This window comes from Corynebacterium sp. ACRPS, from assembly GCF_022346005.1.
GTDB lineage: Bacteria > Actinomycetota > Actinomycetes > Mycobacteriales > Mycobacteriaceae > Corynebacterium.
Window position 1 is genome coordinate 1 of record NZ_JAKRMY010000027.1, and the last position, 14,422, is coordinate 14,422.

The 14,422-nt window shown below is 60.3% G+C and carries 11 protein-coding genes; 9 read left to right on the forward strand and 2 right to left on the reverse strand.

Annotation, left to right across the window (positions count from 1 at the left end):
* The first annotated feature begins 242 nt into the window (after positions 1-242).
* The 6 genes from MHX65_RS11130 (at position 243) to MHX65_RS11155 (ending at position 8,258) form a co-directional block, all read left to right on the forward strand.
* Positions 243-1,175 (forward strand): methylenetetrahydrofolate reductase, encoded by a 933-nt coding sequence (locus tag MHX65_RS11130; protein WP_239270122.1) that lies wholly within the window; start codon positions 243-245, stop codon positions 1,173-1,175.
* A complete protein-coding gene (metE, locus tag MHX65_RS11135; protein WP_239270123.1) occupies positions 1,162-3,432 on the forward strand; it encodes a 5-methyltetrahydropteroyltriglutamate--homocysteine S-methyltransferase in 2,271 nt (756 codons plus the stop codon). The genes MHX65_RS11130 and metE overlap by 14 nt, the downstream gene beginning before the upstream one ends.
* A gap of 120 nt (positions 3,433-3,552) precedes the next feature.
* Positions 3,553-5,190, forward strand: coding sequence for a dihydroxyacetone kinase family protein (locus MHX65_RS11140; RefSeq protein ID WP_239270124.1), 1,638 nt, complete (start codon positions 3,553-3,555; stop codon positions 5,188-5,190).
* 69 nt (positions 5,191-5,259) lie between these two features.
* On the forward strand, positions 5,260-5,790 hold the full coding sequence (locus MHX65_RS11145) for a peptidylprolyl isomerase (RefSeq protein ID WP_005280498.1): 531 nt from the start codon (positions 5,260-5,262) through the stop codon (positions 5,788-5,790).
* A 98-nt stretch (positions 5,791-5,888) separates the two neighbouring features.
* Positions 5,889-6,536, forward strand: a complete 648-nt coding sequence (locus MHX65_RS11150) for a rhomboid family intramembrane serine protease (protein ID WP_239270125.1) — start codon at positions 5,889-5,891, stop codon at positions 6,534-6,536.
* Positions 6,537-6,842: 306 nt separating this feature from the next.
* A complete protein-coding gene (locus MHX65_RS11155) occupies positions 6,843-8,258 on the forward strand; it encodes a phytoene desaturase family protein (RefSeq protein ID WP_239270126.1) in 1,416 nt (471 codons plus the stop codon).
* Here MHX65_RS11155 and MHX65_RS11160 read toward each other — a convergent pair.
* Both MHX65_RS11160 and MHX65_RS11165 read right to left on the reverse strand, forming a co-directional pair.
* Positions 8,248-8,850 carry a hypothetical protein gene (locus MHX65_RS11160; RefSeq protein ID WP_239270127.1) on the reverse strand — a complete coding sequence of 201 codons (603 nt, stop codon included), beginning with the start codon at positions 8,848-8,850 and terminating at the stop codon, positions 8,248-8,250. The genes MHX65_RS11155 and MHX65_RS11160 overlap by 11 nt on opposite strands.
* Before the next feature lie 352 nt (positions 8,851-9,202).
* Positions 9,203-9,511, reverse strand: coding sequence for a hypothetical protein (locus MHX65_RS11165; RefSeq protein ID WP_239270128.1), 309 nt, complete (start codon positions 9,509-9,511; stop codon positions 9,203-9,205).
* Between the two features lie 312 nt (positions 9,512-9,823).
* Here MHX65_RS11165 and MHX65_RS11170 point away from each other — a divergent pair, with 312 nt between their 5' ends.
* The 3 genes from MHX65_RS11170 to nagE are packed head-to-tail and all read left to right on the forward strand — an operon-like array spanning position 9,824 to position 13,920.
* Positions 9,824-10,999, forward strand: coding sequence for an N-acetylglucosamine-6-phosphate deacetylase (locus MHX65_RS11170; RefSeq protein ID WP_239270129.1), 1,176 nt, complete (start codon positions 9,824-9,826; stop codon positions 10,997-10,999).
* 11 nt (positions 11,000-11,010) lie between these two features.
* Entirely contained in the window at positions 11,011-11,775 is a 765-nt protein-coding gene (gene nagB / locus MHX65_RS11175) for a glucosamine-6-phosphate deaminase (protein ID WP_239270130.1), read from the forward strand.
* A 57-nt stretch (positions 11,776-11,832) separates the two neighbouring features.
* Complete coding sequence (nagE, locus tag MHX65_RS11180; protein WP_034659479.1) at positions 11,833-13,920, forward strand: N-acetylglucosamine-specific PTS transporter subunit IIBC; 2,088 nt, start codon at positions 11,833-11,835, stop codon at positions 13,918-13,920.
* Positions 13,921-14,422: the final 502 nt, after the last annotated feature.

Genomic DNA, 14,422 nt, shown 5'->3' on the forward strand with positions numbered 1-14,422 from the left:
CCAGCATAGTGGCCAGCTTGACACCCCACCACTGTTTTGGCGGGTGATTCAGGGAGTGGAATCACCCATAAAATAGACCGCTTGGTTCAGATTGGTGGATTAATATTCACGCCGATTTTGGCTAACCGCGCTGTTTATGGGCCTGCAAAGGTAATACCATTAGCGGCGCGCTACCCCGCAAACTGAACAGCTTGGTACGTTTTCCTCCAGACAGCAATTGAGATCGGGAAAAGGAGGTGACTATGAGCCCGCGATTTTCGGCGTCAGCACCATTGGATTCCATGAGTGAAGAAGAGCTAATGGTACCGGAGCGTTTGGCGCTATCTTTCGAGGTAATTCCGCCGCGCCATGACGCCGATGAAGCCAAAATCGACCGTTTGCTGGAAACCTTGGAAAGCTACCACCCGGATTATATTGCGGTGACAAGTTCCAAACGGTCCGGTTGGCTCGAAGGGACGACGGCCTTTATCGAGCGGATTTCGCGCACCACCTCGATGCGTCCGCTTGCGCACCTGGCCTGCACGGCTGGTTCGCGCACGGAACTTATCGGCTGGATTAACCGCTTGGTCGATGCCGGTGTCCGCGGCCTGCTGGCCCTGCGCGGGGACCTGCCAGAGGAAGGCTTGCCGGAGCACTATCCGCAGCATGCCGATGAATTGATAAGCCTCATCCGGCAACTAGAAAGGCAGCAAGCCGCGCGATTCGCCGCTGGCCGCCTGGCCGTCGGAGTCGCGTGCTATCCCAGCGGGCACGTTGAATCTAAAAACGAAGATGAAGATTTTGACGTCTTGCTCAAAAAGCAGCGCCTCGGCGCGGACTTCGCCATTACCCAGCTATTCTTCGACTCCCAGGATTACCTGCGCTTTACCAAAAAGGCCCAACTGGCCGGGGTGCATATTCCCCTTATTCCGGGAATCATGCCCATGACCAGCCTGCGCCGGGTGGAGCGAATGGGAGAGCTGTCCGGGCTCGCCGTGCCCGAAAGGGTGCGGTCGGCGCTCGCGGCAGCGACAACCCCAGAAGAAGAATACGAAACCGGCATGGAACTGACCGCCGAACTAGCCCGCGACATCGTGGCTGGCGGGGCGAGCGGGCTCCATATATATACCCACAACAACCCCGACAATACTCACGACCTACTAACCCGAATCGGAGTAGACAATGACCAACGCTAATTTCCCCAAGGCGACAATTGAGGGCTATCCCCGCATTGGCGCCAACCGCGAGTTGAAGCGCGCGCTCGAGTCCTACTGGGCCGGCCGCATCGATGCGGAGACCTTCGAGTCCGCCGCACACTCGCTGCGCCTCGATACCTACAACCGCCTGCGCGACCTCGGCCTGACCGAGGATTACGCCATCCCGGCGGACGTCGCTTACTACGACCAGGTGCTCGAAACCGCACTGACCGTCGGTGCCGTTGCCGGTGAAACCCTAGATGATGAGTTCACCCTGGCCCGCGGTAATAAGGACACCGCGCCGCTGGAGATGACCAAGTGGTTCGACACCAACTACCACTACATCGTTCCGGAAATTGCCGATGACCACGCCTTTAAGGCGCACCCACAGCGCATTATCAAGCTGGTAGAAGAAGCCCGCGAAGCAGGCCACACCGTGCGCCCGTACCTCGTTGGCCCGGTTACCCTGTTGGCCCTGTCCAAGCAGGCCGAGGGTGCAGCCAAGGCCCCGCTCGAGCGCCTAGATGATGCCGTTGCCGCCTACCAGGAGGTCCTGGCGGAGCTGCACAAGGCTGGCGTGGAGTGGATCCAGTTGGCAGAGCCTGCCCTCGTGGCGGATCTGACCAACGCCAGCGATGAGGACTTGGCTGCATATACCAAGCAGGCATACTCCGCCATCCTGGGTGCAGAAGAGCGCCCAAAGGTCTACCTGACCACTCCGTACGGCTCTGCACGCAAGGGCCTCGATGTCATCGCAGAGCTCAAGCCAGAGGCCGTCCAGGTTGACCTTTCTGTTGGCACCCTGGCCCTGGATGAGGGCTACCTCGAGCGCGTGAAGAACCTGAACACCCACGTTGTTGCCGGCCTTGTCGATGGCCGCAATGTCTGGGCCGCCAACCTGCGCGACCTGCGCTCCAAGTACGAGGACCTGGCCGGCAGCATCGATGAGCTGTCCGTATCCACCTCCGTGTCCTTGCAGCACGTGCCGCACTCCGTCGAGGCAGAATCCAAGCTGCCTGCCGATGTCGCCCCATGGTTCTCCTTCGCCAATGAAAAGGTCAAGGAAGTCGTCGCCCTGGTACAAGGCCCAGAGGCAGCCGAAGAGGCTTACAGCGTCAGCGACCGCGCTGTTCGTACCCGCGCCGAGTCCGAGCGCATCAACAACGCCGCCGTGCAAGAGCGCATCTCCCAGCTGCCGGAAGGCGAGGTCAAGCGCGAGCCGGCCTTCGATGAGCGCAAGGAAGCACAGAAGGAGCTCGGCCTGTCTGAGCTGCCGACTACCACCATCGGTTCCTTCCCGCAGACCAAGGAAATCCGCCAGGCGCGTGCGGCGCACCGCAAGGGCGAGCTTTCTGATGCCGACTACAACTCCGCCCTCAAGGACGAGGTTAAGTCCGTCATCGAGCTGCAGGAGCGCCTCGGCCTGGACGTCTTGGTCCACGGCGAGCCAGAGCGCAATGACATGGTGCAGTACTTCGCGGAGCTGCTCGATGGCTTCGTCACCACCGAAAACGGCTGGGTACAGTCCTACGGTTCCCGCTGTACCCGTCCGCCGATCGTTGTGGGTGACATCTCCCGCCCGGCTGCTATGACCACCGAGTGGTCGAAGTTTGCACAGTCGCTTTCGGAAAAGCACGTCAAGGGCATGCTGACCGGCCCGGTCACCATCCTGGCGTGGTCCTTCGTCCGCGATGACGTGCACCAGTCCGTATCCGCGGACCAGCTGGGCGTGGCCTTGGCAGATGAGGTTCGCGACCTGGAGGAAGCCGGCATCGACATCATCCAGATCGATGAGCCAGCCCTGCGCGAGCTGCTGCCGCTGCGCGAGCAGGACCGCAAGGCCTACCTGGACTGGGCAGTGCGCTCCTTCCGCCTGGTAGCCCTCGAGGCCAAGCCCACCACCCAGATCCACACCCACCTGTGCTACTCGGAGTTCGGCCAGATCATCGACGCCGTCGCCGGCCTGGACGCAGACGTCACCTCCATTGAGGCTGCACGTTCCCGCATGGAGCTGCTGGAGGATATCGATGAGACCTTCCACTCTGAGATTGGACCTGGCATCTACGATATCCACTCCCCGCGCGTGCCTTCCGTGGAGGAAATGGCAGAGCTTATCCGCGCCGCACTCAAGAACGTGCCGCTGGACCGCCTGTGGGTTAACCCGGACTGCGGCCTGAAGACCCGCGGTTACGAGGAGACCGAAACCTCCCTGCGCAACATGGTGGAAGCCCGCGATGTGGTGCGCAACGCCCTCTAAATAGAATCTGCGAAATTCTAGGTTCTTAAAGGAAACGCTATGCAGCCGGTCTGCATAGCGTTTTCGTGATCTTGTACCCACCCGCGACGCTATGGCCGGATCCGGATTACCGTGGGCGCTATGAAGCACTCAGCATTTCGCAATAGCCAAGAATCCTTCCTGTCTGATTCCCTGGCCGGGTTCATCGCCCAGCATCCCGATGCCACCTGGCACGATGCGGGCTTCATCGGGCGCAGCACCCCGCTGCGTACGGCAGATGATAAACCGGCGGTCGCGGTCATCTCCGGTGGCGGATCCGGCCACGAGCCCATGCACGCCGGCTTCATTGGGCAAGGCATGCTCGCCGCAGCCTGCCCGGGCCTGCTTTTTACCTCCCCGAATGCGGTCCAGGTCAGCGAAGCCACGCAGTGGGCCGACCAGGGCAGGGGAGTGCTGCACATTGTGAAGAACTACACCGGCGATGTCATGAACTTCACCGTGGCGCGCAACGCAGCAGAGGCCGTGGATACGCGTTCCGTCTTGGTTGCCGATGATATTGCTACCGAAGGCACCGGCGAGGGCCCCGGCCGGCGCGGTACCGGTGCCACGATCCTGGTGGAAAAGGTGGCCGGTGCCGCGGCGTATCGCGGCGATGACCTGGATAAGGTCACCGAGCTTGCGGAACGTACCTCCGATCAATCCCGCAGCATGTCCGTGGCACTGGGATCCGGCTTTTTGCCCACCACGGGGCGCGAGACCTTTGATTTGGACGACGGGCACATGGAAGTCGGCGTGGGCATCCACGGCGAGCCCGGCACGCACACGGAAAAGGTCGATAATGCCCATGCCATCGTCGCCACCGTGCTGGAAAAGCTGAGTGCTGCCCTCGACATCAGCAGCGGCGACGAGGTGGTGTGCCTGGTCAACGGTTTGGGCGGCACCACGCCTTTGGAACTGAGCCTGGTATTCGGCGAGGCGTCTGCACAGCTGGCGGAGAAAGGAATTACGGTAGTGCGCTCCATGGTGGGCAACTTCGTTACCGCGGTCAATATGCACGGCGTATCCATCACGTTGCTCAAGGCCGACGATGAGCTGCTTGAGCTTATCGATGCCCCAACCCAAGCCCCCGCCTGGCCCCATACCTTGGGCGGTGCCAAGCAGGTGGAATCGGCGCGGATTACCTTCGAGGATGAACTGCCTACCGAGGGCGAAGAGAACCAGTGGTTGAGTGACTTCGTTGACCGCGTGCAATCTTCTATCGAGGAGCTGACCGAGCTTGACCGCAAGGCCGGCGATGGGGACTTCGGTACCAATATGGAGGCGGCGCTTGAAAGCATTAAACTGCCGCTGCGCGGCGCGGATGATGAGATTTTCACCGGCCTGGCCAAGCGCTTCCTCGTCCTGGCGGGCGGAACCTCGGGCGCGGTCTTCGGCAGCTTCTTCAACGACATGGCCCGCGCGGAGACTTTAGCAGAAGGTTTGAGCAGCGCGGCGGAGTTTATTCAAGAACTGGGCGGCGCGCAGCGCGGTGATTGCACCATGCTCGATGCGCTCATTCCGGCCGCGGAGAAGGCGCAAGAAATCGGCGCAGAACGCCCAGACGAGCAAACGCTCCAGGCCCTGTACGAGGCCGCGCGCGAGGGCGTGGAAGAAACCGGAAAGATTGCCGCCAAGAAGGGGCGCGCGTCCTATCTGGGCGATCGCAGCAAGGGAGTCATCGATCCCGGTGCCCTCGTGGTTAGCTGGCTATTTGGGGGACAAGCCCTGTCGGCCGACTAGGGGAAAACGGTGGCGCGATCGCTGAGAGCGTTATGTCTTGCACAGCGGAGAGGAAGTAAATTCTTTACAATGGCTGGCATGACTCAGAAGACCGCAACTGCAACGATGCATACCAACTACGGCGATATTGTTATCGATCTCTTCGGTAACCACGCACCGGTAACCGTTGAAAACTTCATCGGTTTGGCCAAGGGCGAAAAGGACTACTCCACCCAGAACGCAAAGGGCGAGCAGTCCGGCCCGTTCTACGATGGCGCCATCTTCCACCGCATCATCGATAACTTCATGATTCAGGGCGGCGACCCCACCGGCACCGGCCGCGGTGGCCCGGGCTACCAGTTCCAGGACGAGTTCCACCCAGAGCTGCAGTTCGACCGCCCATTCCTGCTGGCCATGGCGAATGCCGGCCCAGGCACCAACGGCTCCCAGTTCTTCATCACCGTGGCGCCGACCCCGCACCTGAACAACCACCACACCATCTTCGGTGAGGTTACGGACCCGGCTTCGCAGGAAGTCGTTTCCAAGATTGGCAAGGTCGACACCGACCGCATGGACCGTCCGCACGAGGACGTTGTCATCGAGTCCATCGATATCGCCTAAGCGTTTTCCTCGCTCCGCGCCCGGCACCACACACCTTGCTGTGGTGCCGGGTTCGTTTAGTTTTATCCGAATGCCAACAAAGGGTCAGCTTCTACGCCATGGTGAAAAATTATTTGCGAACCGCCCCCGTTACCTCGGCCATCGCCGCGATCTGCATCATCGCGTGGTCAATTACCGCGGTACAAGCTCGAACTTTGGGCGAGACCTTCTTTCTCTCCACGCTGAGCCAAGACTGGGCCCTGTGGGGACCGCAGTACGCCGATGCGCCACTTACGGTGCTGTCTTCGGAATTCATGCACTTGGACGGCGGGCACCTCGCGGTCAATATGGTGATGCTCCTGCTCATTGGTAGGGAAGTAGAGCGCGCCCTCGATACCGGGTTATACATTGCCGCGTATCTGGTTTCTTGTCTGGGCGCTTCCGCCATGGTGCTGTGGTTCGATTTTGGCACGCCCACGGTAGGTGCCTCCGGGGCGATCTTTGCGCTGATGGGCATGCTGGTGGGCGTCTTCCGGCAACGCGGGATGGATCTGCGCGCGCCCATCGTCCTCGTATTGGTCAATGTGGGCTATACCTTCGTCGCAGAGGGGGTCTCCCTGTGGGGGCATCTTGGTGGCTTGTGCACCGGCATCATCTTGAGCTTGTTCCTCTTCCATCGAAACAATTCTGTGCGCTGGGCGGGTGTCGCTCTCACCGCTGCGGTCATCATTGTGTTATTAGCCCTGCGAGCTGGGGTTTGGGGATAACTGTGGAATTTGATCACCGGAATGGGTGTGCGAAAGAAATCCACAATAGTTATCCACATTGTGGATAACCACATTCTTGTAATTTACCGAACGCTTTTCCGGAGTTTTCCCTGATCACACAGGTTATAGCGGTATCGACGGCCGCAAAATCACCTGTGGAAGCCCGTGAAAACACTTATCCACAGGGTGGGGATAAGTCTGTGAAATTAATATTCCACAGGTTTCTTCCACAGCCTGTGGATAACTTTGTACCCATCGTGTGGGCGAATAGGTAGATTGGGGCCACTGACCTGCACAAGGAGGATTGTGGATAAACAACCGCACGCTGTGATCGTCGGCGCAGGGCCCAATGGGCTTACCGCTGCGGCCCGCCTCGCCACGGCCGGCTGGCGTGTGGATGTGTATGAGCGCGCCAGCAAGCCCGGTGGGGCGGCGGCATCGTCGACGGAGATCTTCCCGGGCACCATCGTCGATCTCGGCGCGGCCGGCCACCCCTTCGGCATCGCGAGCCCGGCCTTCCGCGCGCTGGATCTGGAATCGCACGGCCTGCGCTGGCGCCATGCGCGCTATCCCATGGCCCATCCACTAGAGGGCGCGCCGGCGGGCATTCTTCACACCTCCCTCGAGGAGACCGCCGCGGGGCTCGGCACCGATGCCCGGGCGTGGACCCGCCTGCACGGCCACGTGGTGCGCAATATCGACGCACACGTGAACAACGCGCTCACCCCGCTGGTGCGCTGGCCCGAGCACGCGGTCCGCTTGGTGCAATTTGGCGCGCCGGGCGTGCTCCCGGCGAGCGCGCTCGCGCGGGCGGCATTTACTTCCCCGCAGGCGCGTGCCTTATTCGCCGGTAGCGCGGTGCACGCCATTACCTCGCCTACCAGGGCTTTTACCTCCGCATTCGGCCTGCTCTTTGGCGCGCTCGGCATGACCCGCGGCTGGCCAGTGGTGGAAGGTGGTACGCAGGCGCTTGCCGATGCCCTCGTCTCCCTCCTCCGCTCTCACAAAGCCCGCATCCACACCGGCGCCGACATCACCGATGTGCGTAGCCTGCCCCGCGCCGATGCCCTGATCCTCAACCTCACCCCGCGCCAGATCCTTAGGCTGGGCGGGCTCGATCTTCCTGCCCGGACCCAGCGATCCCTGCGGCGGTGGCGCTATGGCAGCGCGGTGTACAAGGTCGACTTTCACTTAAGCGAACCCGTGCCGTGGGCCGATCCCCGCGTGGGCCAAGCGGGCACCGTCCACGTGGGCGGCAGCGTGGAGGAGATTGGTGGGGCAGAAAGGGATATCGGCAAGCGCCGCATGCCCGAAAATCCCCTGGTCATGGTGTGCCAACAGTACGTGGCCGACCCCTCGCGCGGGCTGGTGCTGTGGACCTATGCGCACGTGCCGCATGGCTATGAGGAGCGTTATCCGGGGGAGGTGACCGGCCTCATTGCGCGGCAGATCGAGCGTTTCGCACCCGGTTTTCGCGATACCATCCTGGCCACCCGCGCGACGAGCCCAGCTGACCTGGAGCGCTGGAATCCCAACCTGTTGGGTGGCGATATTGCCGGTGGCGCCATGACCGGGCTGCAGACCGTGCTGCGCCCGCGCCTCTCCGCGCACCCGCACCGGCTCGCGCCGGGAATATTCATGGCATCGAGTTCCACTGCGCCCGGGGCCGGGGTCCATGGCATGCCCGGATGGTGGGCCGCTGGGGATGTGGCTACCCCTTAATAGGAGCCCGGCGTTCGCAGTAGAGGAAAACCGCACCGATCATCCACAGCGTTACCGCGGCAAGATATCCGGGGGTGGTCGTGGTCTGCGGTTCGATACTATTGCCTGGGATAAGCCCAGTAATCAGTGGCTCCAGCACGAAGCCGAGCACGGCAACGTAATCTAGCCAGCCGAACCTGTGGGACAAAGCCCCCGCCACGCCGAAAAGTGGCCCGGCGATAAGGGCGAAGAGGAACCACGTGGCATTAGAGGAAAAAGCCGTCTGCCAGTCGTAGATACCAAAGGTGAAAAGCAGCGCGTAGTGCACTGCCAACATGAACAAGAGTATGCCGGCTCCTGCGAAAAAGGCCGATCTCCACCGGTGGGCGCACGCCTTGCCCATGAGGTAGGCAAATAATGCCCACACCATGCCAGAGCCCAGCACTGGGCCAAGGTAATTGCGTAAGGAAAGGCGCGCGGGTGCGGTGCCTTCGATCAGGGCCGGATCAGAAAACGCGATATGGACGACGGCATAGGCCACCGAGACGGCTAAGCCGGCCAAGAGAACGTACTGGGACCGGTGCCGCGGCGGTGCGGGTGAACGACTGGTCATGGTGTGCTCCTTGAGATGAGGATCCCGCCATGTCCGAGGCGAGTACTTGTGAAGGACATGAAACGGTTATAATTTCAATAATAATAATTGCATGCGCGATATCGCGGAAGAGCACTCTTAGTGGTCATTTAGACAGTAGATCGCACCCAATTTATCCCTGCGCTTTTGCAGGGTAGCTGCTTGATGACAAGACCGGAGGGCCCAGTTGAGCAGACTGATTATCAAGGCAATGAGCATGGATATGTCTCAAAATGCACATATAGGGCTAGTCATGAAGCAACAACCACAGTGCTAAGGGCTACGTAACTTAAAGGAGATACGTGGTCAGTTTTCATCTCTATTCTTCCGTAGGTCATTCATTGGTCGGGCGCATAAAGATATCCATCATCGAGAGGGTGGGATCTGACGAGGCAAAGATCCGGTCTGTTATATCACGCGGCGACCAGCTATCAGGGAAATCCTTGAACTCATTTGTGACAGTTCCGAGGGCCAAATCGGGACTATTTTTAACAGCAGTGAGGATGGTGAAAACCTCGTCAGGGGTGGCGTGGGAAGAGTTTATGTCATTAGCGCCGGTGGCATCAGCAATGCTGGCCCAATCATTTACTTCCGCAATATCGCTTAAAATATTAGAAACAATAGTTTCTGGTTTTAAATCCATATTTACGTTCTCCTGACGTGACGCGGTGGTTGGCGTAGGTAGCGCGCTTGCTAGAGAGAAGCCGAGGGTAGAGGTGGCATCGGCAAGCGATACTTCCTAAAGATCAATGTAGTCCAGTGGCTGGTGCGGGTCTATGCCTAAACGAAGTTGAGCATCACAGTCGATAGTCCTCGAAAATCTCACATAAAAAAGTGAAAGTGACATCATTGACACTGGGGTATGGTACCAATAGGTTATAACATAGTGCTGCGCTGGGATATCGGCGCGTTTATGGGATGGTGCCTGCCCACACAACAGAAAAGTGAACGAAATATGCAGACACAGACGAAGGGCCGCGTAGAAGGCCTGTACATCGACGAGAACGTCGAGCTGCGCGCTGGTGCGCTGAACTTTGGCGGGCGCATTGAAGACATCTCGCTTGGCGATGTCCCCGCAGCGCACGCGGACTGGCAAGCCGGTGACCCAAACGTTTTGCTGTGGGTTCCAGGTTTTGTGGACCTGCACAATCACGGCGGCAATGGTGGAAGCTTTCCCAATGGTGATTATGACCAGTGCCGCGCCGCCGCGCGCTTTCATCGCGCCCACGGCACCACCACGCTGATAGCCAGCATGGTTTCTGGGACGCAAGCGGAGCTGTGCGCGCGGGCGGAGTTGCTTGCCACGCTGGCAGATGAGGGGGATATCGCCGGCATCCATATGGAAGGCCCGTTTATCGCCGCGGCCAAATGTGGCGCGCAGGATCCATCGCGCATCGTGCCGGGAGACCCAGACTTTTTCCGCGCGGTGATCGACGCCGCCCGCGGCCACCTGCGGTCCATTACTTTCGCCCCAGAAACCCAGGCCGCTGCAGAGATCCTTGAGGTTTGTGCAGAACACGATATTATCGCCAGCTTGGGCCATACCGAAGCCGATTATGAGACCACGCTGCGGATCATGGAGCAGGCGAAAGACTTGGGCGTCACCGTGACCGGCACCCACCTTTTTAACGCCATGCCGCCCATCCACCACCGTGCACCCGGCACGGTGGCCGCGCTACTCACCGGCTCGAAAGCGGGCGATGCGGGGGTAGAGCTTATTGCCGATGGCGTGCATCTTGCCGATGGCACCGTGGATATGGCCTATAACCGCCGCTCCTTTGCGGTCACCGATGCGATGGCCGCTGCCGGCATGGCCGATGGCTCCTATGAGCTGGGCTCCCTGCCCGTTACCGTGACCGATGGCGTGGCGCGGGTGGACAGCGGCGCCATCGCCGGTGGAACCTCCACCTTGGCGCAGCAATTTGCGCGTTTTGCCGCGCGCCACGGCGCAGAGGAAGCGGTTCGGTTTACTTCCACCACGGCTGCGGACGTGTTGGGGGATAAGGACGTGGGCCGTTTGGCTCCCGGTAAGCGCGCCAACCTCGTGGGCCTGAATGCTCGATTCGAACCTGTGCGAGTCATCGCTGATGGTATCGACATCGCCGCCGCGACAGATACTGATTTACGTTAGGAAAGCACTGCATGGATATCCTCATTCGTTCCACACCAGCAGAGGTGGCTATTGCCGCCGCCGATATCTTCGTCCGCTATGCCAACGCCGGGGCCACCTTGGGGCTGGCCACGGGTTCTACTCCGGTAGCGATGTATCAAGAACTCACCGCCCGCTACGAGCGCCAGGAGGTGAGTTTCGCTCGCAGCCGCGCCTTCCTCCTCGATGAATACGTGGGGCTGGCTCGCTCCCATGAGCAGTCGTATTACTCCACCATCCGCCGCGTATTTACCAGCCACGTCGACTTCATCGATGAGTTAGTGCAGAGCCCCGAGGGCGATGCCGCGGACTCGGACCGCGCCGCAGCCGCCTATGACCAGGCCATTCGCCATGCTGGCGGCATCGATATCCAGCTGCTTGGCATCGGTGGCAATGGGCACATCGGCTTTAATGAGCCCTCCAGCTCCTTGCAATCGCGCACGCGCCTGGAAACGCTGCACCCGCGGACGGTGCAGGATAATGCCCGCTTCTTCGAGAACACGGACAGTGTTCCTCGCTATGCGCTAACCCAGGGGCTCGGCACCATCAGCGAAGCCCGCCACCTATTGCTGCTGGCCACTGGGACTGAAAAATCCAGCGCGGTCCGCGACATGGTGGAGGGCCCGCTGTCCGCGCACTGCCCGGCCTCGGTCCTCCAGCTACACCAGCGGGCCACGGTGATTCTCGATGAAGACGCGGCTTCCCAGCTGGAAGATCACGAGTACTACCGCTTTGTGGATGAGCACCGCCCGCACTAAAGCCCTCTTTTACCTCTTTACACCTTTGAAAGGACTCCTCCCGTGAAACTCAATATTATGGGGCCGCTGCAGCGGCTCGGAAAGGCGCTGATGGGCGCCGTGGCAGTACTGCCTGTCGCGGCGATCCTCGGCGGCGTTGGCTACTGGATAGCCAGCGTTGCCGGCCAGGATAACGTGGTCGCGCAGCTGCTCGTCAGCTCCGGTGGTGCCGTGCTGGATAACCTGGGCTGGATCTTCGCCGTAGCCATCGCCTTTGGCCTGGCCAAAGACTCCAATGGTGCCTCCGCACTGTCCGGTTTCCTGGCGTATGCCACCTTCATGAAGCTCTTGGGCCCCGACGCGGTGGCCGGCTATCGCGGCATCGAAGATCCCGAGGCTCTTACGGGCGACGAAGCCGTCGAATGGGCGGCTGAAGGTTGGAATGCAGTCGGTGACGGCAACGTTCTTTTCGGCATCCTTGCAGGCATCATGGCGGCGATGATCTATAACCGCTTCCATGGCACTAAGCTGCCGGACTTCCTGGCCTTCTTCTCTGGCCGCCGCCTCGTCCCCATCCTCACTGCGCTTTTCGCCATCGTGGTTTCCGCCATCCTCTACTTCGTATGGCCCTTCATTTACCACGCGCTCTTCAACTTCGGTACCTCCATCCAGGGCCTCGGTGCTGCGGGTGCGGGCATCTACGGCGTGGCCAACCGCCTGCTCATTCCGACGGGTCTGCACCACGCACTGAACTCCGTGTTCTGGTTCGACGTTATTGGTATTAACGACATCGGTAACTTCCAATCCGGCCAATCCACTATCGACGCGGCCGCCGCGGCTACCTCCGCCGCAGAGTGCCCTGGTATTTGGGAAAACGGACAATGCACCGTGGACGGAGTTGTTGGGCGCTACCAGGCCGGATTCTTCCCAATCATGATGTTCGGCCTGCCAGGTGCCGCCCTGGCCATGTACCTGCGCGCGGACAAGGGCCGCCGCAAGGTCATCGGCTCCCTCATGGCCGCAGGCGCCCTAGCTTCCTTCTTCACCGGCGTGACTGAGCCACTGGAGTTCTCCTTTATGTTCGTCGCCCCGCTGCTTTATGTGGTGCACGCGCTGCTGACCGGCCTCTCCGTCTTTATCGCCGCCACGATGGAATGGACCGCGGGCTTCGGCTTCTCCGCAGGTTTCGTGGACATGCTGTTGTCCTCGCAAAACCCGCTAGCGAATAAGTGGTACATGCTCCTAATTATGGGCGTTATTTTCTTCGCCCTGTATTTCGTTATATTCTACTACCTCATCGGCTGGTTTAACCTGAAGACCCCGGGCCGCGGCGATGACGAGGACGCCCCTGAAGACGACGATGCCGCCGCAGGCGATGATAAGACCGCCGCTTCCGCCTCCCGCATCATCGAGGGTCTCGGCGGCAAGGACAATATCGATTCCTTGGACTACTGCACCACCCGCCTGCGCGTGGGTGTGAAGGATCGCGCGCTTGTCGATGACCCCACTATCAAGCGCGCCGGGATTTCCGGCGTCATCCACCCCTCCGAAAAGAACGTGCAGGTCATCGTGGGCCCCTCCGTGCAGTTCATGTTTGACGAGGTCAACCAACAGCTGCGCACCGGCTCTGCAGCGGTAGCTACGGCGCCGGCGAAGCCTAGCGAAGATTCTCTCCCCGCAGAGAAAATCGGGACCGATGTGGAGCTCCGCGCCCCGTTCGAGGGAACCGTCGTGCCTCTCTCCGAGGTCCCCGATGAGTCCTTTGCTCAGGGCATGGTGGGCGAAGGCTTCGCCGTCATTCCTACCGAGATCGATGCCTTCGATGTCTGTGCCCCAGTAGATGGCACCATCACGATGGTCTTCAAGACCGGCCATGCCTTTGGCATGCGGACTGAAGAAGGTCTTGACCTGCTCATTCACATCGGCATCGATACCGTGGAATTGAAGGGCGAGGGCTTTACTAAGCTCGTGGACAAGGGCGATGTCGTCCGCGCCGGCACCCCCATCATCGCGGTGGAGTCTGAGAAGCTGCGCGAACGCGGCATCAACCTCATTACCCCGGTGGTCTGCCCCACGGCAAAGCAAATCGCTGGAGTAGATATCGAACACGAGGGCCGCGCTGACCAGAGCGTCTCCGTTGCCCGTGTGCGCCCGGCTGGCCACTAGAATTTGCCCTTCCAGCTTTTCTTTGAGACTGGTGGCCAGGTCTAGAAGTTCGTCCGGGTTATCTGCGGGGCGCTGTTGAGATAGATTTCGCTGCGCCTTGCGCACGAACTTTGAGAGTGTGCCGGCGCCGCGCGCTAGTGGGGAAGCGGCAGGAAGTTCCGCCAGTAGTGCCGTAAGTGTTTGGCGGCACTACTGGCGGCGTCTAACGTGTACTTGTAGTCTCCAGTGTCCCCGTGGGCTCCGATGAACAAAGCTCACTGAAATGTCCTAGGAACAAAACCCGGGGCACTTCAAATTTCTGTCGCGCTAACGTGGTCGAGTCCCTGCGGCAGCGGCTTTTCACAACTTCATGGGCGGTTCAGTTGATGCCGGTAAGGAAACCTGAGAGTGTCTAATGGTTTGTGTGTGGGAACCTAACCCGCATAAGGAGATGAACCAGAATGACTACTATGGCGAGACGAGATCCGGCTGATAAGGCCAAGATTGATGCGATTGAAAAGAA